Origin of the sequence: Nostoc sp. FACHB-133, from assembly GCF_014698055.1 — a bacterium.
GTDB lineage: Bacteria > Cyanobacteriota > Cyanobacteriia > Cyanobacteriales > Nostocaceae > Nostoc.
Genome location: NZ_JACJSH010000058.1, coordinates 1 through 23,129, shown reverse-complemented (window position 1 = coordinate 23,129; position 23,129 = coordinate 1). Strand labels below are relative to the sequence as shown.

21 protein-coding genes and 4 pseudogenes are annotated in these 23,129 nt (G+C 40.5%); 14 read left to right on the top strand and 11 right to left on the bottom strand.

The genetic code is table 11. The features are described 5' to 3' along the window. Window positions 1–209: 209 nt before the first annotated feature. Entirely contained in the window at window positions 210–347 is a 138-nt protein-coding gene (locus tag H6G86_RS30470) for a hypothetical protein (RefSeq protein ID WP_190937440.1), read from the top strand. Window positions 348–398: 51 nt separating this feature from the next. Here H6G86_RS30470 and H6G86_RS30465 read toward each other — a convergent pair whose 3' ends face one another. Beyond that, entirely contained in the window at window positions 399–1,652 is a 1,254-nt protein-coding gene (locus H6G86_RS30465; RefSeq protein WP_190937439.1) for an AIPR family protein, read from the bottom strand. Window positions 1,653–1,956: 304 nt separating this feature from the next. On the opposite strand from H6G86_RS30465, the gene H6G86_RS30460 reads away from it, so the two are divergent. The 3 genes from H6G86_RS30460 (at window position 1,957) to H6G86_RS30450 (ending at window position 2,993) form a co-directional block, all read left to right on the top strand. Further along, a complete protein-coding gene (locus H6G86_RS30460; RefSeq protein WP_190937438.1) occupies window positions 1,957–2,382 on the top strand; it encodes a GFA family protein in 426 nt (141 codons plus the stop codon). A gap of 132 nt (window positions 2,383–2,514) precedes the next feature. Then, a complete protein-coding gene (locus tag H6G86_RS30455) occupies window positions 2,515–2,703 on the top strand; it encodes a hypothetical protein (RefSeq protein WP_190937437.1) in 189 nt (62 codons plus the stop codon). A gap of 116 nt (window positions 2,704–2,819) precedes the next feature. After that, window positions 2,820–2,993, top strand: coding sequence for a hypothetical protein (locus H6G86_RS30450; RefSeq protein ID WP_190937436.1), 174 nt, complete (start codon window positions 2,820–2,822; stop codon window positions 2,991–2,993). Window positions 2,994–3,064: 71 nt separating this feature from the next. Here H6G86_RS30450 and H6G86_RS30445 read toward each other — a convergent pair whose 3' ends face one another. Both H6G86_RS30445 and H6G86_RS30440 read right to left on the bottom strand, forming a co-directional pair. Continuing rightward, window positions 3,065–3,319: a hypothetical protein gene (locus tag H6G86_RS30445; protein WP_242065044.1), complete on the bottom strand. Its 255-nt coding sequence runs from the start codon at window positions 3,317–3,319 to the stop codon at window positions 3,065–3,067. Window positions 3,320–3,642: 323 nt separating this feature from the next. Further along, the gene (locus tag H6G86_RS30440; protein ID WP_190937435.1) at window positions 3,643–4,110 is read right to left on the bottom strand and encodes an AAC(3)-I family aminoglycoside N-acetyltransferase; all 468 of its coding nucleotides are present in this window, start codon (window positions 4,108–4,110) and stop codon (window positions 3,643–3,645) included. 301 nt (window positions 4,111–4,411) lie between these two features. On the opposite strand from H6G86_RS30440, the gene H6G86_RS30435 reads away from it, so the two are divergent. From H6G86_RS30435 to msrA (H6G86_RS30420), 4 genes are all read left to right on the top strand, one after another. Beyond that, the gene (locus H6G86_RS30435; RefSeq protein WP_190937434.1) at window positions 4,412–4,603 is read left to right on the top strand and encodes a hypothetical protein; all 192 of its coding nucleotides are present in this window, start codon (window positions 4,412–4,414) and stop codon (window positions 4,601–4,603) included. A gap of 4 nt (window positions 4,604–4,607) precedes the next feature. After that, entirely contained in the window at window positions 4,608–4,769 is a 162-nt protein-coding gene (locus H6G86_RS30430) for a hypothetical protein (RefSeq protein WP_190937433.1), read from the top strand. A 256-nt stretch (window positions 4,770–5,025) separates the two neighbouring features. Continuing rightward, window positions 5,026–5,622, top strand: coding sequence for a peroxiredoxin-like family protein (locus H6G86_RS30425; RefSeq protein WP_190937432.1), 597 nt, complete (start codon window positions 5,026–5,028; stop codon window positions 5,620–5,622). A 273-nt stretch (window positions 5,623–5,895) separates the two neighbouring features. Next, the gene (msrA, locus tag H6G86_RS30420) at window positions 5,896–6,387 is read left to right on the top strand and encodes a peptide-methionine (S)-S-oxide reductase MsrA (protein ID WP_190937431.1); all 492 of its coding nucleotides are present in this window, start codon (window positions 5,896–5,898) and stop codon (window positions 6,385–6,387) included. 49 nt (window positions 6,388–6,436) lie between these two features. Here msrA (H6G86_RS30420) and msrA (H6G86_RS30415) read toward each other — a convergent pair whose 3' ends face one another. Together msrA (H6G86_RS30415) and H6G86_RS30410 are read right to left on the bottom strand one after the other, a co-directional pair. Further along, window positions 6,437–7,114 carry a peptide-methionine (S)-S-oxide reductase MsrA gene (gene msrA, locus H6G86_RS30415; RefSeq protein ID WP_190937430.1) on the bottom strand — a complete coding sequence of 226 codons (678 nt, stop codon included), beginning with the start codon at window positions 7,112–7,114 and terminating at the stop codon, window positions 6,437–6,439. Window positions 7,115–7,214: 100 nt separating this feature from the next. Continuing rightward, window positions 7,215–7,429 (bottom strand): annotated as a pseudogene (locus H6G86_RS30410) (hypothetical protein); the annotation flags it as partial. Between H6G86_RS30410 and H6G86_RS39025 the strand changes: the two are divergent. Then, window positions 7,398–7,744: pseudogene (locus H6G86_RS39025) on the top strand (GNAT family N-acetyltransferase); the annotation flags it as partial. The pseudogenes H6G86_RS30410 and H6G86_RS39025 sit on opposite strands and share 32 nt — an antisense overlap. Before the next feature lie 86 nt (window positions 7,745–7,830). Here the strand turns inward: H6G86_RS39025 and H6G86_RS30405 are convergent. Continuing rightward, window positions 7,831–8,175: a hypothetical protein gene (locus H6G86_RS30405; protein ID WP_190937429.1), complete on the bottom strand. Its 345-nt coding sequence runs from the start codon at window positions 8,173–8,175 to the stop codon at window positions 7,831–7,833. 405 nt (window positions 8,176–8,580) lie between these two features. Between H6G86_RS30405 and H6G86_RS30400 the strand changes: the two genes are divergently transcribed. From H6G86_RS30400 to H6G86_RS30390, 3 genes are all read left to right on the top strand, one after another. Further along, complete coding sequence (locus tag H6G86_RS30400) at window positions 8,581–9,948, top strand: CoA transferase (RefSeq protein WP_199338482.1); 1,368 nt, start codon at window positions 8,581–8,583, stop codon at window positions 9,946–9,948. A gap of 222 nt (window positions 9,949–10,170) precedes the next feature. Continuing rightward, window positions 10,171–11,499 carry a guanitoxin biosynthesis MATE family efflux transporter GntT gene (gene gntT, locus H6G86_RS30395; RefSeq protein ID WP_242065043.1) on the top strand — a complete coding sequence of 443 codons (1,329 nt, stop codon included), beginning with the start codon at window positions 10,171–10,173 and terminating at the stop codon, window positions 11,497–11,499. A 223-nt stretch (window positions 11,500–11,722) separates the two neighbouring features. Beyond that, a complete protein-coding gene (locus H6G86_RS30390) occupies window positions 11,723–11,989 on the top strand; it encodes a hypothetical protein (RefSeq protein WP_069071784.1) in 267 nt (88 codons plus the stop codon). Between the two features lie 98 nt (window positions 11,990–12,087). Here the strand turns inward: H6G86_RS30390 and H6G86_RS30385 are convergent, their stop codons facing one another. The 5 genes and pseudogenes from H6G86_RS30385 to H6G86_RS40045 form a co-directional block, all read right to left on the bottom strand. Beyond that, on the bottom strand, window positions 12,088–12,336 hold the full coding sequence (locus H6G86_RS30385) for a hypothetical protein (RefSeq protein WP_190937427.1): 249 nt from the start codon (window positions 12,334–12,336) through the stop codon (window positions 12,088–12,090). Between the two features lie 273 nt (window positions 12,337–12,609). Next, window positions 12,610–14,184: a hybrid sensor histidine kinase/response regulator gene (locus H6G86_RS30380; protein WP_242065042.1), complete on the bottom strand. Its 1,575-nt coding sequence runs from the start codon at window positions 14,182–14,184 to the stop codon at window positions 12,610–12,612. Continuing rightward, on the bottom strand, window positions 14,184–20,150 hold the full coding sequence (locus H6G86_RS30375; RefSeq protein WP_190937426.1) for a hybrid sensor histidine kinase/response regulator: 5,967 nt from the start codon (window positions 20,148–20,150) through the stop codon (window positions 14,184–14,186). Before H6G86_RS30375 ends, H6G86_RS30380 begins: the two co-directional genes overlap by 1 nt. A gap of 205 nt (window positions 20,151–20,355) precedes the next feature. Then, window positions 20,356–20,550 (bottom strand): annotated as a pseudogene (locus H6G86_RS30370) (sigma-70 family RNA polymerase sigma factor); the annotation flags it as partial. Between the two features lie 255 nt (window positions 20,551–20,805). Beyond that, complete coding sequence (locus H6G86_RS40045) at window positions 20,806–20,886, bottom strand: sigma-70 factor domain-containing protein (protein ID WP_190937450.1); 81 nt, start codon at window positions 20,884–20,886, stop codon at window positions 20,806–20,808. 347 nt (window positions 20,887–21,233) lie between these two features. Between H6G86_RS40045 and H6G86_RS30360 the strand changes: the two genes are divergently transcribed. After that, window positions 21,234–21,674 (top strand): hypothetical protein, encoded by a 441-nt coding sequence (locus H6G86_RS30360; protein WP_190937425.1) that lies wholly within the window; start codon window positions 21,234–21,236, stop codon window positions 21,672–21,674. Window positions 21,675–21,819: 145 nt separating this feature from the next. Then, a pseudogene (locus H6G86_RS30355) lies at window positions 21,820–23,129 on the top strand (methylase); the annotation flags it as partial.

The following is a 23,129-nucleotide window of genomic DNA, read 5'->3' as shown; positions in this document are numbered from 1 at the left end:
TTACAGCTACTTAAACACTAAATAGTTTTTGAGGTCAAAATATTCAGAAATTGAGACTTTTAAGCATTGGTTATAAAGTTTTTTTTAACTATTTTTAATTTACCCCTTTAGATAGATGAAGTTACATTTTTTACAGAATCTTTACCTAAACATAATATTTCTTAATTTTACTAAGGGTTTCTTGCTAAGGCTGATATAACTTTTTTGCTTTGTTTCCTGACAAAGCTAAGAAGGTAATTGCTCCAGATGGTAGAGTTGCTTATGCCTTTGTTGATCTAGACTTTACAAAACGTGTAGAGCCGATGGAGATCATTGCAGTACTACTTGAGCTACAGGCTGGCACTTAAGCCCCTACAACGTTTAACCTTAATGAACTAAATCGAACAGTAAAAAGCTATTTATTTAGGCACAGTAGTCGCATTGCTTTTCCTTTTTGTCCTCTTGTTTGCACCTTCTGTAACCTTCGGTTCTTCTGACTTATTGGAGTTAACCATTTTCACCAAAGAAGAATTGAGATAACTCTGCGCCGAGATATAAAGACTTTCCCAAATCTCTTGATTGCGGCTGATTTTTGTACCGACTGTATTTCCTGCTGTTTTCTCTGACACCAAGTATTTACGGAAATAGTTATTCCACAAGTGTTGCAGGAAATCTTCAGCAAATTCGTTAAACGGCAGAATCCATTTATAGTCCTTGTCTAGAAATACCCGATAGGACGCAATTATCGGCAGTGCCAGGTCAGTTGGCGCACCAAACCCAAAAGAGTACTTGCTATCAGGCAACAATGTAGTTTTACGTATATCAATTGATGCTAGGTCGTTAGCACCCTTTCTTCTGGGGTTGCTGATATATTCTTGGATTATTTCGTAGAGTCTTTGCTCTATCCACAAAGCATGAGTCAAGAGAGGCAGTAAGGCGGTTAATCTTTCCCTTTCTGCATCTGTGATGTTACTTGGAAGACTCATCCCTGCTGGATGTTTGGTTCGTTTATTGCTGTCGGGGTTGTATTTATTTCTGTCGAGGCAGTAAAGGAGCTTCAGCAAATGGGTGACATTGCATTGGGCATTTCTGGGAGCGCCGCTTTGGTTTTGGTAATAGGCAATGCGGAATTTCCTATCTTCTGCTCTCTCTAACTGGGCTAAATACTGCTTGATGAATTTGTAATCACCTCTGGCGTTGACTTTGGAGCGAGAATCTACTGGCGTTGTGGTATTTGAAGCTAGAGCTATATCTTTGGCTGATTCTTCAGTCAGCCCGATGTGAATCGTAACTTTTACTCTGGCTTCGGTTAAATTGTAGTTGTAATTTTTCGCTTGCTCAAATGCTAAAACTGTATGCCCACCGTTGATAATGCCATCGCTACCCCCCTCGTTAGCTTCTAAGACTTCTAGCTCTAGTTCAGTTTTGTTCTTGACAGGTTTAGCAATATTCGCTGACAGAACGATTCCACTGTGGCGAGAGAAGAATTTTCCAGGTTCGGTGGTCAGTGAGTCGAAGATTTGTCTGTAGGTCGCGCTTTTGCGGTTCGGTTCGCGGATGTTCGGTTCTAGCGGCAGGTCTATAGGGAATGAGTCTACATGGGCGGTGGCGATGATGCAATTGGGGTTGGCTTGAATATAGTTATCTATCTTGATATTCCAGGTCTTGGGCATAGTTGATTTGCAATGTCAGGGGAATTTCTATGTTAACCAAAACCTGTATCTGATATCCCGTTTCTCGCTAATGCCAAGCACAAAATTATGTTGCGTCGTCTTGTTCTCTAAAGATTTACTTTATAAATAGTCTCTCAGCAAGCTTTCTAGATAATAAATTGTAAAAGTTGTTTCGTAACTTTGCTCTTACCTTTAAAAGAGCAAAGTCACGAAAGCGAACTACTTAATATTCTTGGCATTTCCAGTATGAAATAGGGGAAAATATGAGTAATTGGAGCGCCTGCATGGAGTCAGAGAAAATAATATGTCTAACGTAAGCATTGCAAAAGGTAGTTGCCTGTGTGGAGCAGTAAGTCTTTCTACAACTAGCATGAGTAAAAGTGTGGGAGCGTGTCATTGTAGTATCTGCCGCAATTGGGGCGGAGGGCCTCTGTTCGTTGTTGATTGTAAAAGTGATGTTAGCTTCTCTGGTAAAGAAAATATTGGGGTTTATCAATCGTCACAGTGGGCAGAACGTGGATTCTGTAAGCAGTGTGGTAGCCATCTATTTTACAATTTGAAACAAAGTAACCAGTATTTCATCCCCGTTGGACTATTCGATAGTTCTGAAGGTCTTGTTTTCGATCATCAGGTATTCATTGATGAAAAGCCCCAATATTACTGTTTTGCCAATGAAACTAAAAACCTGACAGGGACCGAGGTATTTGCACAGTTTGCACCTCCTGAATGACTTCCAAACATCAGGGCTAATACGCAAATACAAGGCAGGCGAATAGCCCAACGGCACGCTTGTAAAGCTCTAGGTTATGCAGAATAATTACACCTGACTGAATCCCAAATCATACAACGACACAATCAGCAGATGTTCTTGCGCCGAAATGCTCAATTGTTGCAGCAGGAGTTAAGCTTTGAGGCTGAATTGTTAGAAGACAATCCAGTGTTAGCCCAAACTATTCACGCTCTTAATATGCAGGAGATTCAGAGTAATCAGCGAGGGGTACAGAATATTTTAGACTCACAAGAATCAGCATCAAAAGAGCAAAGTGTTTAGAGTAAGTTTTTTCCGGGATTGGGTGGGAGATAAAATTGAAGATTAACTATAGCTTTTAAGCAAGATATAGAATTTGACTATAGAGCAATAGGAGATAAAGACAAATAGGGATTAAAGTGACTTACTCAGTTCATATAGAATCTAACTCTGGCACAAAAGCGGATGTGTTAACCAATTTGCCTGATAGAACTGAAGCATTAGAATCTGCCTTAAAGCTGAATCATATTGTCAAGGACGCAGGATACAAAGGTAAGGCTTGTAAAGTTGTTGACCATGATGGCGAAAAATGATGCTGAAATAATCAAAACTGAGAATTTACATCAGGAGAAAAATATCCAACCGAGCGTTACATGGGAAATTTTCAAGCCGTTTTGATAATAACCCATTTCGACTTTTTGATATTCTTTAGGTATTTGTCAGCGTATTGAAAAGCTGCTGACTTATCGTATTTTGCTATACTCAGTGCTTGTAACAATACTTGTAAAGGAATTGCCACCTGTGTGAGCTTTTCGGCTAATATTACTGACTCTTCTTCTGTTGCTGCTACTGTCGATTCTAATGGTTCAAATTTTATTTGCTTATTTATACGGTTATCTAACATTGCAGTATCAGCCATAAATGCACCTTCAAAACTTGTATAATGCAGTTTTACTGAAAGGCGGCAGGAATGAATCCGTGTTTGTGCGGGACTTATTAATCAGCTAACTTTATAAATCCGCACAATTGCCGTAGCGAGCGTATTTTGATTAAAATCTCTCAATTATTCTTAAATTCTCGTCCTAGCAAGCGTTGCTGTGATTTTTAGAAAAGCTGCCCTAGTGCCATTAACAAATCTTCAAATACCACTAAGCCATTAAACTCCAAGCCTTGAATTTCGGCTGATGCTAAGGCTGACAATCGCTCACCACAAATCTCAATCATGAAACACTCAGATAAGCATTAGGCATTGTCATTGCCGCTATTAACTGATATGTCGAAATGCAACACGTCTTCGCGCTCACCCAGCTTTGTATAAAGTTTAATGGCTGGATCATCACCAATATCCGCCTGGACGAAAATGACATAAGCTCCATAAGCTGCTGCTACTTCCTTCAGCTTTTGAATTAATGCCGTTGCGATCCCCTGCCGTCGGTGTGCAGAGGCAACAGCTAGATCGTAGATGTAAATCTCACTGCGCTCCTGCTCAAACTTTTTAAGCTCGTAGGCAGTAAGACCGCCAACGACCTCACCTTCTTTCAATGCGGCGATCGCAATGAAGTAGTCACTATCGAGCAGTTGCCGCAGGTAGTCTGCGCTAGGGGGATTTCTATATGTTTCCACCTCATCGAACGCCTCACCAAAGGTCGCTAATAGAGCTTCCATTAATGCAACGTCCTCCGGCACAATCTGTTGAATGCTTAAGTTCATTGGTATTTCCTAAGCTATATTCCTGCTGAACGGCTAAATCCTGCTCGTTCATACAATATCAGACGAAAGGGCTAAACCCAAAAATCAGTTGATTATCCTTTGCTGCTATGGCTGTCTTTGGGGTGCAGTTATCGGAATTGCGACGTTATTTATCAAGCCTAGTGTTACTGTAGCGGCGATTGGGTTGGGTTTTACGGCTGGAGTGTCTGGGAAATTATTGGTTCAAAAAGGGGAATAAGTTGAAGTAGTTGAAGATTGGTTTTAATTATTTAGCTGAACTCTTGGATTTATGGGAGTAAATATGTCTTGGTCGAAATCTATTTCTCTTGATGTTGCTAATAAGGTTTTTGATGTAATTGGAGTTTCTTTTGAGCAAAACGAATTAGAGGGTGGTGATATTGCTAAATATGAAAGTAAGACCTTAAGAAGGCCAGCACTGACCGCTTGCTGTATAGCTGTTTTGAGTGATTGGGTAACAATAAAAGAGGATTAAAGTTATGTTGAATCTATCAATTTTTCTATTCAAGTCTCAACAAATCCGGTTCGTTGGCACACCAAAAAACTTGAGTGGGCTGCTGCTGATATTGTCGCTAATTTGTATCTACAAGCTTTCCTCACATAATTACTCTGACTATCTGGGTAAAGTTCTTGGTGTATAGAAGGATCATAAACCAATTACGACCCTTGGTGGAAAATAGAAGTGGTAACGCTTTATGAACCAGGATTTTGAACGGATAGCTTAACGTGTATAAAAACAACAGGAATATTAAATGATAATCATCCCTTATAATCTAAAGCAATTATCCCAGTAATGCAAATCCAAAAGTCTACTTTTCTTATTTCAGTAAATTTACTGCAACAGTATTTCTCTATAAAGGTACATAAAAGTAGAAGTTAACTTTCAGGAAAATTACGATGAATTTTACAGAGTCTCTCAAAAATGAGCTAATTTCTTCAGGTATAATTGAACAAACTTTAAAGGTAGGAGATATTATTCCTAATTTCATTCTACCTAATGCTTTCAGCCAAGCAGTAGAATTAAAAAAACTACTAGTTAGTGGGCCTGTAGTTATTTCCTTTTATCGAGGTTCTTGGTGTCCTTTCTGTAACTTGGAACTAGCAGGACTCCAACAAGCATTACCTGCAATTAAAACATTAGGAGCATCAATAATTGCTATTTCACCTCAAACTAATCGTCATACCATGTCAACTGTAGAAAAACATGAACTAACTTATGAAGTATTGAGCGATCGCAGCAATATGATTGCTCGTCAATTTGGCATTGTGTTTCAAATCCCGGAGTATCTAAGACCTATATTAGAGTCAAAGGGTCATGTGTTACCTAGATACAATGGAGATGAGTCTTTTGAACTACCTATTCCAGCTACATTTGTAGTTGATCGAGACGGAAAAATCGTTTATGCTTTTGTTGATGCAGATTATACTAAACGGTTAGACCCAATTGAAATAGTGAGTATTCTAAGAAATATTCCTATAGTTAGCAAAAGCTAGTACAGCTTGGCGTAATCCCGATACTACAAGCTTTTCATTGATTTGGAATGGGTGTTTTATTTACGCCGTACTGTAGTAGTAGATAAATTTTAAATTAAACTAATTTTCCAATTTTTAGATAATATTCAGCTTTGTATCAGACTCATCTCAGAATAATCTGTCACTCTAATAATTAAAATAAATCAGGCAGTATTGAGGCAATATTTCCTTATAACGTATTTGTCTGATTCGATAAATTTCACTTAAAATTATCATAAAAGAGTTGTCAAAGATATGCAAAATGCTAATCTACAAAAAGCGACATTTGGAGCAGGCTGTTTCTGGGGAGTTGAAGCAACATTTCGTCAAGTAAAGGGAGTAACTTCTACAGCAGTTGGTTACACTGGCGGGCACTTTGAGAATCCAACCTACGAAGATGTCTGTAGAGGCAAAACTGGACATGCTGAAGCAGTGGAAGTGAAATACAATCCAACAATAGTATCTTATAATGAACTGCTAAATGTGTTTTGGAATAAGCACAACCCCACAGCATCAAACCATCAGGAGCTAGATGTTGGTTATCAATATCGGTCAGTGATATTTTTCCACACTCCAGAGCAGGAATTATTAGCAAGAGCCTCCAAGGAGCAGCTTGAAAATAGTTCTCGTTATCATAAAAATCCAATTGTGACGGAGATTGTACCTGCATCGCAATTTTACAAAGCAGAAGAGTATCATCAGCAATATCAAAAGAAGCAGCGACGAGCGTCTTACAGGATAGGCTAATCTTTCACTGGATTAAGGGGATATTAAAAGTCGAATGCTGCAAATCCCCTTACTTGCTATACATATCAGGGAACTTTGCTTGAAGTTTAGCCAGTTTCGGCAAGTCATTCATTACAACATAGCGATCGCTCGGATGACGTGCGATATAATTCTGATGGTATGCCGCAGCCTGATAAAAACCTTTCAAGGTAGCTAATTCTGTCACAATCTGCTTGTCGAAGATTCGCGATTTGTTGAGTTGAGCGATATATTCTTGTGCAACTTGCTTCTGCTCATCGTTAGCAAAAAAGATGACCGAACGATATTGCTTACCTGAGTCGGGGCCTTGTCGATTCAACTCTGTTGGGTCATGCGCTACCAAAAAGTAGACCTTCAGAAGCTGGCTATATGATATTTGTGATGGATCGTAGGTGACTTTTACTGATTCAGCATGATTGGTTAATCCAGCACTAACAATCGCGTAGTCTGCGGTTCTTGCATCACCCCCAGAAAAGCCAGAAATGGCATCAGAAACACCTAATAGATGCTCAAAAACTGCTTCCATTCCCCAGTAGCACCCACCACCGAAAACTGCTACTTGCTTTCCCTGCGGTATGGCAGTCGAGATATCAATGGCCGGAGCAGGAAGTATCACACGAGATGCACCATATAAGAGTAAAACAGTCAGCGAAATCATGGACAAGTTGCGTAATAACTGGCGGGATAGAGTAAAGTTATGAATTGCCATGAGGTTGTGAATTCCTTTATTTAATAGACCAAGCTAAGGTTTCTTTGAGAATAGAATCTTCACCATTCCAAAGAGCGATGTCTACGACGGGCTACGCCTACGCAAAACAAAGCCGTTGATGATTATCAGAAATACCAAAAATCCCATCTTCATCCCAACGGTAGGCGCGAGAACGGGTTTGGTCATGGGTGAAATAGTCCCATGCAGTACCGTTAGGGCTGTAGTCTTCGCGCACCCTTCCCCATTGGTGATCGCTTAAATATTACCCCATCTGCGCCAATGGACTGAACGCTTTTGGATTACCGACGATGACAACGGGGCGGTGGGGGTCGCTTACTGCGAGATAGAACGAATGACTGATCAGACGTGGAATCTACAGTTGATTGCTATCCGACCCGACCGCCAAAACAAGGATGTGGTGCGACCCTGCTACGCTAGGTTGAGCAAACATTGATGACACGCGCTAGGCGTGTACTATTGGTGGAAACGTCAGGTACGCTGGACTTCGAGCGCACGCGAGCGTTCTACTGCAAGTGCGGTTATGAAGAAGAAGCAAGCATACGCGACTTCTATCAAGCGGGCGCTGACAAAATCGTTTACCGCAAGGCGCTGTCCGCTCAGTCGCAGTAAGCGCCCGCTTAATGCGACTGCTGTCATTGTTGTCGCAAAGCGATCGCCCAGGCACGGATGTGTTATTAACTGAAGCACTTTTAAATTTATCTAATTAGTTGCCATAAAACACTGGTAAATAACACTGCAAATACTGAATGTACAATGATTATAAGTGTATTAATCATGCTGCCAAGAAAACTGTAAATTTGGGCGCTCGATACCAGACTATGAAAAATAGACAAAGCGATTAATCCCGGTTTTAGTTCTTTTTTATCAGTCAAATCCAGCATTAAAAAACTCAAAGTCCCCAAAGACAAAGCACCGCATCCAATTACCCGCACTAAAGAAATAGACAGTTGGCTATCCAGATTAAGCAAAGTTGGAAAGAAGAGAAATACGCAACCAATTCCTATTTCAAAAACAGTATTGGCTATTAATAGCATTCGCATTTAGAAAAAAGCACTTCAGACTCGCACACACTTTAACATAACTTTATACGTAAGACTCACTATGGTTTTACCCAAAAAATGGCCAAATTATGAACCATAACTTGACCAAAAGTTAACGAAATTACAGAGCTTGCAGGCAACAGACAAATAAAATTTTGTATTAATTCATGACCGCGTGTTGAAAAAATGAATCATAATAAAGCCTGAAGTTTTTTAGCCTGAAAACTTTAAAATTGCACAAAACAATTAGCTCTTTCATCAACTTTCCGACCAAAAAATGGTTCAAAATGACTAAAATATGGTTAACTCTTTTTGAAACATATCTTGAGCTAAAAGTTTATTTTATGATTCAAATCACAGTACATCGCCATACCGGAAGCGCCGGCTTGATGGTATATTATGGCCATGCATAAAGCCATCATAGCAGAAATCCAGGAAGCATTTGGCGGGTCGCTTGCCCCAATGGATATTCTCAATGTATCTGGTGTTGGTGATCTGGCATCGGTCTATGCTGTTACCGATTTGGCGATAGCATCCCTTGCATCTGCTGGAATGGCGGTTGCCGAATTTATTGCCATACGCAGTGGCAAGATGCCGCTAATTCAGGTGGATCGACGGCTTACATCCATGTGGTTTTCTAGATCCTTACGTCCAATAGGGTGGCAGTTGCCTCCGCAATGGGATGCAGTGGCCGGTGATTATAAGGCAAGTGACCACTGGATAAGATTACACACCAATGCACCGCACCATCGCCGTGCTGCACTGCAAGTGCTTGGTTGTTCAGAAGATAGAGAAGCCGTAACGAAGGCTGTTGCGAGTTGGCAAGCAAATGAGCTTGAAGATGCAATAGTTTCTGCAAACGGTTGTGCCGCCGTTATGAGATCAGCAGAAGATTGGAGCATGCACGCTCAGGGGCGAGCGGTAGCCACTGAGCCGCTTATGCACATTTCTGCTACGGATTCCGCTCAGATGCCAAACTGGCTAATTCCGGCAGGGCGGCCTTTAAAAGGCATACGTGTACTTGACCTGACCAGAGTTCTTGCTGGCCCCGTTGCCACACGGTTTCTTGCCAGTTATGGGGCGCAAGTATTGCGTATTGATCCGATAGGATGGGAAGAACCAGGTGCTGTGCCGGAAGTTGTATTAGGCAAGCGCTGTGCCCGGCTTGATCTAAAGAATGCCAACGGTATGGCCACACTGAAAAAACTGTTGGGTGATGCTGATGTAATTATACATGGATATCGAACTGGCGCACTGGCACATCTTGGTCTTGACAGTGAAGAAAGACAAAAGTTGCGTCCTGGGCTGGTTGATATTTCACTCAATGCTTATGGCTGGAACGGGCCATGGAAATTGCGTAGGGGATTTGATAGCCTGGTACAGATGTCAAGCGGTATTGCACATACCGGGATGGTCAAAGCAAATAAAAACTGCCCATTTCCGTTGCCCGTGCAGGCTCTTGATCATGCAACGGGGTATTTGCTTGCAGCAGCAGCGATACGAGGCTTAATTAGGCGTGTGACGAGCGGCCAAGGTATGGAAGTACGGGCTTCGCTTGCCAGAACAGCAGCAATACTTGCTTGTTATCCGGTTGAAAATGGTCTTGCTGCAAAGATTGAGGCGGAGAATAGCAATGATCTCGATCCAGCCATCGAAGCTACCGCGTGGGGGGCGGCACAGCGTCTGAAACCACCTTTAGTTATAGAAGGTTGTCCGATGTATTGGGATTTACCGTCATCGCCGTTAGGTTCCTCATTGCCTGAATGGCTTTGATTTGCTCTCAATTTTGGCCACAAGAACAAACAGATTCCAGCACCAAGAAATAGTATGAACTCCGGCTTTTAGGACCAGTTCAGTTTGACCATCGGGTATATACTGGGCTTTGAGACAAGCTCACGACTGATGAGATACTTGGACTTGTTACAATACTGTTCGGTTAAGCCGAAAAAATAACTCCAATGTAGGTCATTGTTGTGGTCAAGGGATTTACTAATTTTGTCTATCTTTGCTCAACGTTCAGTATTCATCCGCAGTTTTCTAAAACTGGCATCTGTAAATGTTCTTTCAAATCTAATGGTTCCGTTGGCAGGACTAATAGATGTAATGTTTTTAGGGCATTTAACGGAGATTCGTCATTTAGCAGGTGTGGCAATAGCAACAATTTTATTCAATTATATTTATTGGACATTCGGTTTCTTACGCATGGGTACAACTGGAATGGTTGCACAGGCTATAGGGCGTAAAGATAACCAATCGGCAGTACTGATTAGTTTACAGCATGGAATTTTAGCGCTGATATTAGGACTTGCCATCCTGATATTTCAAAAACCTTTACAAATATTAGGCTTTGCAATTCTAAGTGCTACACCAGAAGTTAAAACTTCTGGTGTTGATTTCTATAATGCTTTAATATGGGGTGCCCCAGCAACATTGATTAACTTTGTCTTGATTGGTTGGTTTCTTGGACAAGCCCAAAGTAGTAAAGTGTTGTTGCTTTCAGCTATTAGTAATTGTGCAAATGTACTACTTGATTATCTATTTATTGTTCAGTGGGGATGGTCAAGTAGAGGAGCTGGATTAGCGACAGCCACTAGTCAGTATCTCATGCTAATAGTAGGTACTTTGCTATATTGTCAAACAATTTCATTTAAACAAATACAAGCTTCAATTGGGGAAGTATTTAACCTATCTGCTTTAAAATCAGCTTTCATGCTGAATGGAGAAATTATTATTCGGACTTTCGCTTTAATTTCGACAATGGCGATGTTTAGCAATCTCAGTTCTATGTTAGGAACTGAAATTCTGGCGGCAAATACCCTACTGATGCAATTGGTGAGCTTGGCAGCATATTTCATTGATGGCTTGGCATTCGCTACTGAGAGCTTGGCTGGAATTTTTCAAGGTAGTGGAAATATTACTTCTTTAAAACAACTGTTGCAAACTTCTGTAGTCAGTAGCTTGGTTATCGGATTAATGTTTGCTACTGCATTTATTTTTGCCCCAGAATCACTGTTAAGATTGCTGACCAATCATACTGATATTATCAATAATTTACGTTCTTATATTCCTTGGTTGTTACCAGTTTTGGGTTTTGGCTCAGTTGCTTATGCGCTAGACGGTTATTTTCTAGGGTTGACTCAAGGTCATACACTTCGCCAAGCTATGCTGAAAGCCACTGTAATCGGTTTTATTCCATCAGCAATTACAGCAATGTATTTCCATAATAGTCATTTACTATGGCTATCAATGTCTTTATTTATGGCAGCAAGAACAATAACTTTGGCATTGTGTGTACCAAAATCATTTTCTACAAGACAGGGATGAATACAGAATAAATCTATCTTCAGGGGAAATGTATATTTTCAATTATCTATTTTGCGCTTGAGTGATGCCTACGGTTCAAGAAGGCTACGTACCTTTACTGCAAGACTAAAGAAAGACCAGCTATGTTTTAAATGTTGCCAAACGCTTCCTCTGCCTTACTTTCATTAAGCTTCGGAGAGAACTAAAATACTTGATAGTATAAATATACTATCAAACGAATAAGATGACAGAACAAGGCAGCATTTACAACCATAATGGTCAACCATCAACAGCTAGCATTCAATCACGTCAAATGGCCGAAAAGTTCGCCAATGGCATTGCTGAATTTAATTGGAAAGTTGATTACTTCAAATTTTGTGAGCTTTTAGAATTAGAACCAGGGGAGTATGCAGATGAGCAATACCGATATTTTCAGCAGTTAGCAGAATCGCTGACGAGATTTAACGCTGAGTCTTTAGCCAAAATGATTGATGCTGGGGTGGAAAAGTAAGCTTTTGAGTTGAATACGAAGTTAAAGGTGGGGACTGAAATCAACTTTCTTGCTTGATTTTGAGTCACCACCACTGACTACCAATCTTTGACAAAAAATTATCCTAGCTTACTCTCATCACTCCTATAAGTCATAGCTCTGGGCTTCCGTTTTCTAAGAGGGACTACTGATTTCTTGGGTGCTTGTGGCGGACGACATCTTTCACAGTAGAGCGGTCGCACACCAAAGGTTTCTCGTTGTGTGGGTTGTTCACACTGCTTACACACAAAGTTGAAAACGCGAGTATGAATTTCCCGCTTGTGCGCTCTGACGGTGTACTCTCGGACTTCAATAGTTTTGCTGGGCATCGGTTCTGTAATCCGTGTTTTATTTGGGGCAGATATAGCGTAGTTAACACCAGGGGTAAAATAGCTTCAAATGCTTATTGTGTTGGTGGAACCATTATATTGACGTTTTTACGTGCTTATGCTTATAATTCAATGTCACTTAAAGGATAAGTGACATTGAATTACTCAGTTATGCTTTCAGACCTGACAAATTTTGGGTCTGGTTACAGTGTCACCTACGCTATATTTACCCCAAGTAGTAATTCTGTAATTAGTAAAAGATAGGACTTTAGATTACGTAAACTTAATTAGTGTAGGCGTAGCCAGGCGCAGGCATCGCTCTTGGGAAAAAACTTTTTGGTTTACTGATTCTAAAGGGTGTGATCGCATCGGAATTTTAATCATAAACTCTGTTCCCTGACCAGGTGCTGAAATGCACGTTATTTGACCACCATGTTTAGAAACAATAATTTCCTGGCTAATCGACAAGCCTAAACCCGTGCCTCTACCTACGGGTTTTGTGGTAAAGAAGGGGTCGAATAAGCGATCGCGTACTTCCTCTGTCATGCCGGGGCCAGTATCGCCAATCCAAATAGTCACAAACTCATTGTCAGTTACTTCGGTGCGAATCCTAATCGTGCTGCGGCAAAAGTAAATTTCTTGGGGCGATCGCTGTTTATCATACTCCTCCAAAGCATCAATTGCGTTCGCCAGTAGATTCATAAACACTTGGTTGAGTTGTCCTGCATAACACTCCACAAGCGGTAGATCGCCATAATCTTTAACGAGTTGAATACCTATTTGGTTAGAACTGGCTTTAAACCGATTGTGCAAAATCAGCAACGTGCTATCTAGCCCAGCATGAATATCCACCAGCTTCATTTGGGCTTCATCCACGCGAGAAAAAATCCGTAACGACTGAATGATTTCGCGGATACGGTCAGCCCCAACCTTCATCGAACTCAGCAATTTGGGTAGGTCGTCACTCAGAAATTCTAAATCTATCGCTTCAGCCAGTTGTTGAATTTCAGGTAGCGGTGAGGGAGTGTACTTGGCATAGAGATTCAGAAGGTTAAGTAAATCTTGGGTATATTGATAGGCGTGAGTCAGATTTCCATAGATAAAGTTGACAGGATTGTTAATTTCATGGGCGACACCTGCCACCAATTGTCCCAGACTGGACATTTTTTCACTATGAACCAGTTGGCTTTGAGTTTCTTGAAGTTGGCGAAAGGCAAGTTCTAGCCGATTGGCTTGTTCTCGATAACGTGCTTCTGATTCCTGCAATGCTTGCTCTGTACAAATGCGCTCTTGAATTTCCTGTTGCAGCAGCTGATTAGATTGTCCAAGCGCAGCCGTTCTTTGTTCCACCCGTTCTTCTAACTCAGATGTCAGTTTTAAGAGGGCGTTCTCTGCCTTAGTTCGCTCTTGAATCTCCTGCTCTAGATGCACATTTTGTTCTTGCAGTCTCTTCGTCAGATTTCGGATGCTTAAATGGATTTTGACACGAGCTAAAACCTCTTCATGCTGAAGCGGCTTAGTGATGTAATCCACCGCCCCAAGATTCAACCCTCTGACCTTATCAACCGTCTCAGAAAGCGCCGTCATAAAAATTACGGGGATGTCTTTAGTTGATTCTTGAGCTTTCAAGTGTTCACAAGTTTCAAACCCGTCCATACCAGGCATGAGTACATCTAACAAAATTAGATCGGGGAGAGCATATTCGACTTGTTCAATTGCATCTTCGCCATCCTGCGCCACCAACACTTGGAAGCCAGAGTCAGCCAAGAAATCAAATAATACTCCTAAATTTGTCGGGTTATCATCAACGATTAAGATAATGCTATTTTCAATGTTGGAAATACTCATTAATTTACCCCTATATTTTTTAGAATTTCACGAATTTTTTTAACTTGAAAACCTTTAGCTAATTGACGCAACTCTAAAGAAAAAGGTGTATATTTAACATCCACTTCTTCCAAGTGAGTAACTCGCTCCACAATCCGTTTGAGATCGCCTTTCATTGCTAAATTCAACAGAATCGCAATTTCGTCTGCGGAGGGAGCTACCAATGATTGCTGAGAATTTTCTTCTTTGTTACCTTTATATACTTGAGTTTCCCCATCATCATAAATCCATTCCAGTTCTAAGTGATGCCGTAACTTTTCTAAAAGCTCTGTTATGCGGATGGGCTTAGGTAAAAAATCATTGCAACCCGCCTCTCTACTTTTGTTGAGATCGAAATCAAAAACACTGGCAGAAGTGCCAATCACGATCACATTCTTTAGTTCAGGCGATCGCCGAATGCGACGAGTAGTTTCAAAGCCATTCATTTGAGGCATCATCAAGTCCATTAAGATACAATCTGGATTTAATTCAAATGCCTTATTGAGACAATCTTGACCATCTACTGCTTCTATCATTTCAAATCCTAAAGGCGATAGCATCTTGACTAAAATTGCCCGATTTTCTAGTCTGTCATCTGCCACGATAACTTTCCGCTTCTCACCTTTAAAACTTTGGATATTTCGTTGCTCTTTTTTGATAACATCAGCGTATTTAGAAACTTCGGGTAAATCTAAATCAAAGAAGAAAACGCTCCCTTTTCCTAAGTTACTCTTTACCTGGATTTGGCCACCCATCATCTGAACTAATTGGCGGGTAATTGCCAGTCCTAATCCCGTTCCTTCTGCTTTGCGATTGTGATCTCCTACCTGCTGGAACGGCAAAAATATCTCTTCTAATTGCTCTGGTGCCATGCCAATTCCTGTATCTTCCACCTGAAACCGAATTTTACCTTCCTGATAGCCGACTTTGAAAGCCACGCCTCCAGTTTCAGTAAACTTAACGGCATTACCCAGTAAGTTAATCAAAGCTTGCCGCAACCGTTTTTCATCAGCTTTGACACCTATAGGAAGTTGAGTAATTTGTTCAAAAATTAAGCAAATACCTTTTTGTTCGGCGCGGATACGGCAGATTTCGGCAATGCCTTCGAGAAAATCTAGGAAATGAAAATCCGTTAGGTGGAGTTCCATTTTTCTCGCTTCAATTTTAGAGAGGTCTAAAATGTCATTGATCAGGTTTAAGAGATGGTCGCCACACTGATGAATAGTACCTATACTATCTTTTTGTGAGTTAGTTAAACTTTTGTCTCGTTTAAGGATTTGGGCGTAACCCAAAATGCCATTAAGTGGTGTTCTCAGTTCATGGCTCATGTTGGCAAGGAAATCGCTTTTAGCACGGTTGGCTGATTGGGCGATTTCTTCTGCTTTTTGCAGATGCACATTTTTTTCTTGTAACTCTAAAGTTCGCTCTTGTACTTTGGCTTCTAAGTTAGTGTTGGCTAATTTTAAGTCTTTATAAAGACGAGCATTTTCAATGGAAATTGCCGCTTGAGAGGATAACAGTTGTAATACTTCTAAGCGATCTGATGTGAATGCACCAATGGTGAGATTATTTTCTAAATAAAGGATGCCACTAAGTTTTCCTTGATGGATGAGCGGTGTACATAAAACCGATTTGGGTTGATGGGTGGCGATGTATGTATCTGTGGTAAATGTTCCTTCACAAGTTGCATTAATGAGGACAACATTTTCTTTAGTTCGGGCTACATAGTTAATCAATGAAATTGGTAGCTGCTGACTGGTTGAGACTGAAATTCCTTGTAGCACAGTTACATCATTTTTGTCTACTGCTCCTGATGCTTCTATTAGCAGTTCTCCTGATTTTTCTAAAATTAAGTAGCCTGTTTGAGCGCCAGCATTTTCTAGCACAATTGTCATTAATTTAGCCAACAACTTGCCCAAAACTATTTCACCAGAAAGGGCTTGAGATGCTTTCATAACTGTGGCTAAATCTAGCGAGTCTGAAGCATTTTCACCTGTATAGCTTATCATCCGAGTCGCGTTCGTACTGACGGTTTCTCGCTTTGATATCCGAAATAGTTGAGGATATCTTTTTTCCAAGTCTTTGACTTTTGCCTTCGCTCCCCAGCAACCATATCCATAGTAGGCATCGTTGAGATAGGTATTAGCAACTTTTTCTCTGCCACAAGCAAAATAGAACTCTGCTGCTAGTTCTGAGGCTAGGGCTTCTTCTTGAATATATCCATGTTCTCTGGCTCCAGTTATGGCTCGGTCATAAAACGCGATCGCTTTGGCATCTTGTTGCAATACTCGTGCTTTTTCTGCTTCCACTAAATCGTACTTATGCTGGTAGTTAGCAGGAGAATGCAACGCCCATTGCTTCATTTTTTTCTGCTGCGCTATCACTTGGCTGAAATATTGTTGGCGATCGCTTTTTGATGCACTGGGATACAAAGCTAAGAGAGTCAGAGAAGAGTAGAACTTGTGTTCAGCTTTGTACATCAACGCTCGTCCACCTTGTTCGTATTTTTCTGCCAGCAAGGCATCCTCAGCAGCGCGATCGTAATTTCTAAATAAATAACCTAGAATCAGTTTAGAAACATAGATAGGATAAATAGCCATATAATTATTGCTATTTATCAGAATTGGCAACATTTTATTTTCATCAAAACTTTCGCCAATTAATCGATCTGGTTCTGATGTTTTCTTAATTAAATTCAAACCTGTTTGTCGAACTATCTGAGCATAGATAATTTGAAACTCTTGTTTGTTTCTTTGCATCAAAGCAATATAATCCGCCTGTCTTTGGAGAGCTATTTCTAGATTTTCACCGATAAAAAACAAATGCGTACAATAAAAACAAGCCGAATAAGAAGCATATTCTAAATCTCCTGTTTCTAGACCTCTTTGGACACCCTCAATTAACGGTTCTATAGTATTAATAGCTGGCTCTTTCCAATGCCTGATAAAATAATTAAATGTTTCATAGATTTTCGCCGTCATTTCTTTAGCATTGAATTGATTTAACAGCTTTAAGCCTAGTTGACCAAATTGATAGCCAGAATCCATGTCTTCAAAAGCGCCACATAGGAACATTCCATAAAGTACATACGCATAAGCTGACAGAGGAGAGTTTCCATCTTTGAGACATAGATTGGTCATTTTAAAAACGACCTGGGGATAAAGTTCGGGTGCTGCAATATAAACCGGAGGAATCAGATTGATCAAGACTCGCAGTGCAGCTAATTTATAAACATCAGTCATTTCTGGCAATTCTATTAAATCCTCAATCCTTTTCCCTCCTAAATTCAATCTAGTTAGTCTTGTTGGGGATTTCGCTGCTAAAGGCAACCCTAGCATTTTCAGCACTTGCATTCCGGTATTTAACGCAGCTTGCATTTGGTTTTTAGCAATATAAAACTGCATTTTTGTCTCGTACACCTGGACTCGTTCGAGCAAGGTTTTTGCCTGTGATAAAACTACATCAGAAAGCATTTCTGCTCGCTCGAAGTTAGTGTTGAGAAATTCTACTGCTGCTGTTTCTACATAGAGATTGAGTGTCATGTCATACTGACACTTCCAACTATCTGCTGCAAGAAGTTCCAAACCTACATTTAAATATTTAACAGATGATTCATACGCTGTTGCTGCTTTTGCTTTCTGCCCAGCTATAAGATTGAGTTGAGCCAGTCTATCTTTTTGAGGCTGTATGGTAATGAATTCAGCACCAACATTTAGTTGGTTGACAATTTCAAAAATGTTTTCTTCAATGTCCGTTTCCGAGGTATGTTTGAGTAGCAATTCACCGATTTTTAGGTGAGTCTGTTTTTTCTGGTCATCTGGAATGAGAGAATAAGATGCTTGCTGCACCCGGTCGTGTAAGAACTTATAGGTGATGGGTAATGGGGGCTGGTTAATGTGCGATCGCCTGTTCTCAGCCTCCATTTGTTCTGAGTCAAAAACAAGCGGTGTTTTGTAGGAATTGTTGAGGGGCAGAACCAAACCTGATTGCAGAGCTTCCCACAAATCTGCTGCTGTTTCTGACTGAGATGTTTTATTAATAATCGCCAACATATCTAAAGTAAACTTGTCTCCAATGCAGGCGGACAACTTTAACACATTCTGTGTTTTTTCAGATAGTTTTTGAATTTGACTGACCATCAATTCAACGACGTTATCAGTTATATTAACTCCCTGAATAAACTCAATATTCCATTGCCAAAAACTGCGCTCAAAGTCAAATGATAATAAGTTGTCTTGATAAAGAGATTTGAGTAATTGAGTTAAGAAAAATGGATTGCCTTGGGTTTTTGTAAAAACTAACTCAGCTAGCGGTTTTACCTTTAAAATTTCACTACGAAGAGTATCGGCTACTAACTGATTGACGTGAGCGATATCCAAAAGCTGGAGGATAATGTTATTTACGATCGCACCAGTCTGTTGAATCTCCTCCAAGGTCTGAATCAAGGGATGAGTTGGACTTACTTCGTTATCTCGATATGCACCAATTAGCAATAGATATTGGCTATCTGGGTCGGTCATAATTAACTGGATAAGCTTGAGGGAAGCTGAATCTGCCCACTGCAAGTCATCCAGAAACAAAACTAGCGGATGTTCGGGTTGACTAAATACATGAATGAATTGTTGAAACACCCGATTAAATCGGTTTTGTGATTCTGATGACCCTAATTGAGGAACTACTAGCTGCGGGCTAATAATCCCTTCTAATTCGGGAATAACGTCTATAATCACTTGAGCGTTAGAGCCGAGGGCATCTATTAGTTTTGATTTCCAAACGGCTATTTGCTCATCGGTTTCTGTTAGCAATTGCCGCATCAAATCTTGGAATGCTTGAATTAGAGAAGCAAAAGGAATATTCCGCTTGAACTGGTCAAATTTACCGGAGATAAAATAACCCCGCTGGCGCACAATCGGTTTGTGAACTTCGGAAACTAAGCACGATTTACCGATGCCTGAGTAACCAGAAACTAGCATCATTTCCGTAGTACCAGAACTGACGCGATCGAATGCTTCTAACAAAGTAGCAACTTCTATTTCCCGTCCGTAGAGTTTTTGGGGAATGGAAAATTGGCTGTATGAATCTAGTTGACCGACAATTAAGTGGGAAATTTCGCCATTCGTCTGCAACTGAGTCAGACAGGTTTCTAAATCGGCTTTTAGTCCTAGAGAGCTTTGATATCTATCTTCAGCAGTTTTAGCTAACAATTTCATTACAATATCAGAAACTGCTGAAGGAATTTTTGGATTGAACTCTTGAGGCGTTATTGGGGTTTTAGCAATATGGCAATGAACAAATTCCAGAGAGTCAGCGGCATTAAAGGGCAGCGAACCTGTCAGCATTTCATAAAAGGTAACGCCTAAAGAATAAAAGTCGGTACGGTAATCAATTGACCGATTCATTCGTCCGGTTTGCTCCGGTGACATATAGGCGAGAGTGCCTTCTAGTAAATTGGGATTGCTGATGCTTTGATTTTCTTTTTCTAACCGCGATGCAATACTGAAGTCGATAATTTTAACTTGTCCGGTTTTTGGGTTAATAACAATATTGTCAGGTTTAATATCTTTATGAATAATCTTGGCTTGATGCAGTTGAGTGAGAGTGGATGCTAACTGAATGGCTATTGTGAGAAATTCGGTTAATGATAATTGGCGATCGCTAATATACTTTTTCAGAGATTCTGCACCAAAGTCTGCCAAAATTAGGGCTAGACCGTTATGATGATTTTCTAAAGCTAGAGACTTGACAATTCCTTCTATATCTACTAGCGTCTGTGAGATTTTATATTCATGTCTGAGTCGGGTTACTTCTTCGAGGCTGGGATACTCAGCTTTCAGGGCTTTAACGATCGCAAGAGTTTGATCTGACTGCTTGGAAGCGCGATAAATAACGGTATTGACACCTTCATACAGAGCTTCAATAAAGTTGTAACTGGGAAGAACAGGTATCATTTTTCTAAGCCTAAGTATTAGGATGAACTGGGTATGAGGCTAATGAACGTTATTCACCACTGTCAAATAAAAGGACATTCAAGTGTTGTATTTAGCATTCCCAGCCAGTCCAAAAGTTTTATAAGACTAAATAAAGCTCAACATTTGGAAATATAAGTTTGCACTTAGTGAGAAAAATTGCACAACATTTCCTCAAAACAAGGTTTGTGCAAGATTTTTCTCCGATCGCCCGTGTAATTGACTGCGTAATCCACCAGTAAACGTAGGTCGATAATTTATAGCCTCAGTTGGGATCAAACTTTTCGATCCCCTTTTGTAAACCTAATGCCCCTTCTTGAAGCAAATCGAGAAAATCTAAATTGTGATTCTGGTACTTTTTCGCAACAGATACCACTAGCCGTCTCCAGTTCGCAACTCGCAATTCGCAATTGCGGACGTAATTGATAATTGATTCATCTTGGAATCAAAGCCTGTAATTTCAATTATGAAAAAAACAAAACATATAGCATCAATATTCAAGCCCTCGTATAAATGCTTGGGCTATTATTAATTGCGAATTGCGAATTGTTATTGGTTGTCGGTTTAGTTCAAGTGCGAGGCTTAAGCGTTGTTCTTCAATCGCCATTATCTGCTGCAACGCCCTTGCATTTATAATTTATTGCTCAGGAGTTAGCAGAAGGTAGTGTCCGATTTCTTTAAGGTAGGAGCGAACTAAGTCGGTAGTTAGGCTGGGCATATTTTTCGTTTGAACAAAATCTTTTATCTCAACAATTAGCTAACAAATTAAATCTTAACCATAGACTTAACCCAATGCTTATATTGGTCAAACAAGTTTATAACTATAAAACTTGAAATCTTCAAATAGGTAAATACTAAAAGCTGTTTCATTTTATAACTAAGCTTTAAAATAACGGAAAAGTTTCGCTGAGTTAAATCAGAGAGAGGCTACGCTAAATTTAGAGTGAATTCCTCTCTTGAAGAGAGAATCTTTTCAAATTCGCTTCACATTTGAACAAGGCTTAAGAACGCTTTGCGTAGACTAGTTGAAAATTACAAATCCTTAGTTGAGGAAAAATCATTGATATGCAATCTCTACTCACTTTGGCAATCGTAGCTATCTTTTGGGCATTTGTTACTCTCCTTATATTCCAGTTCATTAATGGACTATTTGTATCGGCTGCTTATGCTAGTAATGTGGTTTTGGTTAGCAATCTAAATATAGCGGCTTCTACAATCCCATCAGTATCACAAGTAATCACACCACAAGCGATGACTTTTGAAAAATTGCCAGATCCTTGGGCGTTAGATGATGAAGTTGTTCATCGTACCAGTAACGAAGCAGTTAGTCTCTCATTCCCTACATTGAGATTACTGCCTTCAGTTAAAGAGATTTCACCGCAACCAAAACGTACTACTCGTTCAAATAAAGCTAACAATGCTGCCAACAAGTTACCGAAAACTAAAAAGGTTGATGTAAATTCTTCAGGCAAGCGCAAGCTAGGCAGACCGCGTAAAGCTGGCTAATTCGCTTTTTAAGCCTCGGCTGATCACCGAAGAATAAATATCTGAACGTTCAAAGGTTTAAATGAGGCAATTACTTGCCTCATTTATTAGTAAGAGGAAGGCTTCGCCATAGCAAAAGTGAAAAAATAATATTGTGAGTGATGCAATGGTACAGCAACTTTTCACTCAAGGTTCTTTATTCGATTTGCAAACAGTAATCGATTATGGGCAGTCAGTTATTAATGTTGCCCAAGAGCTTGCAAAAGTTTTAATAGATAATCGCCCTCTCTCTACGAAAACTGTTTCTTCCCAGATGAATCGCTACTTTCTAGGCACTGCCGCGTCTGGTGCGTGGCAGTGGAAAGACGCTTACGAAGCTGTGGAAGTAGCGCAAATATTATATCTGCGTCAAAAAGGTTACAAGCTTTTATTAGAGTCGCCGCTAACAGTATTATTGGAATTGGAGAAGTTAGTAGCTCTCTGCCCGACGCATACTCGCCGCAGTGAAGAGTCAGTACAGCTTCAGCAATTCTCGACCCCTCTGCCGCTTGCTTATCTGGTAGCCAAAGCAGGATTTATACAAGCTACTGATTTGGTGCTGGAGCCATCAGCCGGGACTGGTTTGTTAGCACAAATGGCTAAATTGCACAGTGCAAGTCTGATGCTAAACGAGCTAGCACCCGATAGAAGTAAGATTCTGCGGCGATTATTCCCTGGTACACCATTATTCTCAGTAAACGCGGAACAGATCAACGACTATCTGGTTGGCAAGACTCAGCCCTCAGTTGTGCTGATGAATCCGCCTTTCTCCGCATCTCCCAAAATCAACAGTCGCAACCCGGACGCAACTAAGAGCCACATCAACTCGGCATTGCAAAGACTGGCTGACGGTGGACGGCTGGTAACAATCACAGCCAACTGGTTTTCTCCGGCTAACCCAAGCTGGCGAGAGACTTTTGTTAAGTGGCAGGATTTTGCGCGAGTTCTACTATCTGTTGGGATTAACGGCAAGGTGTACTCAAAACATGGTACGCAAATTGACACCAGAATCACAGTAATTGACAAGGTTCCGGCTGATAATCACAGGCAAATCCCCTATATTTCTGAAACCTTGGATTTGCCTGAAATACTGGCATTAATTGAGCAGTTGCCACAGAGGTCTTCGTGGGAACGCTCAGAAAAAATCAAAGCTGCTGCGAAGGCAATTGTTGTTCAATTGCCAAAACGTACTACAGTTGCACAACCAGAAACTGTTTCCTCTCTTCCAGACGACATAGTAGTGTTGGAATACGAAGTCGTCGAATGGTTTGCTACAGATGGACTAAAAGATACTTTATATGAAACCTATCGCCCACAAAGAATCCGGATCAAGGACGCTTTACCTCATCCCTCGCTACTCTGTGAGAGTGCAGCCCTAGCGCTTGTCTCGCCACCACCACCCACTTACAAACCGCATCTCCCGCGAAACATTGTCTC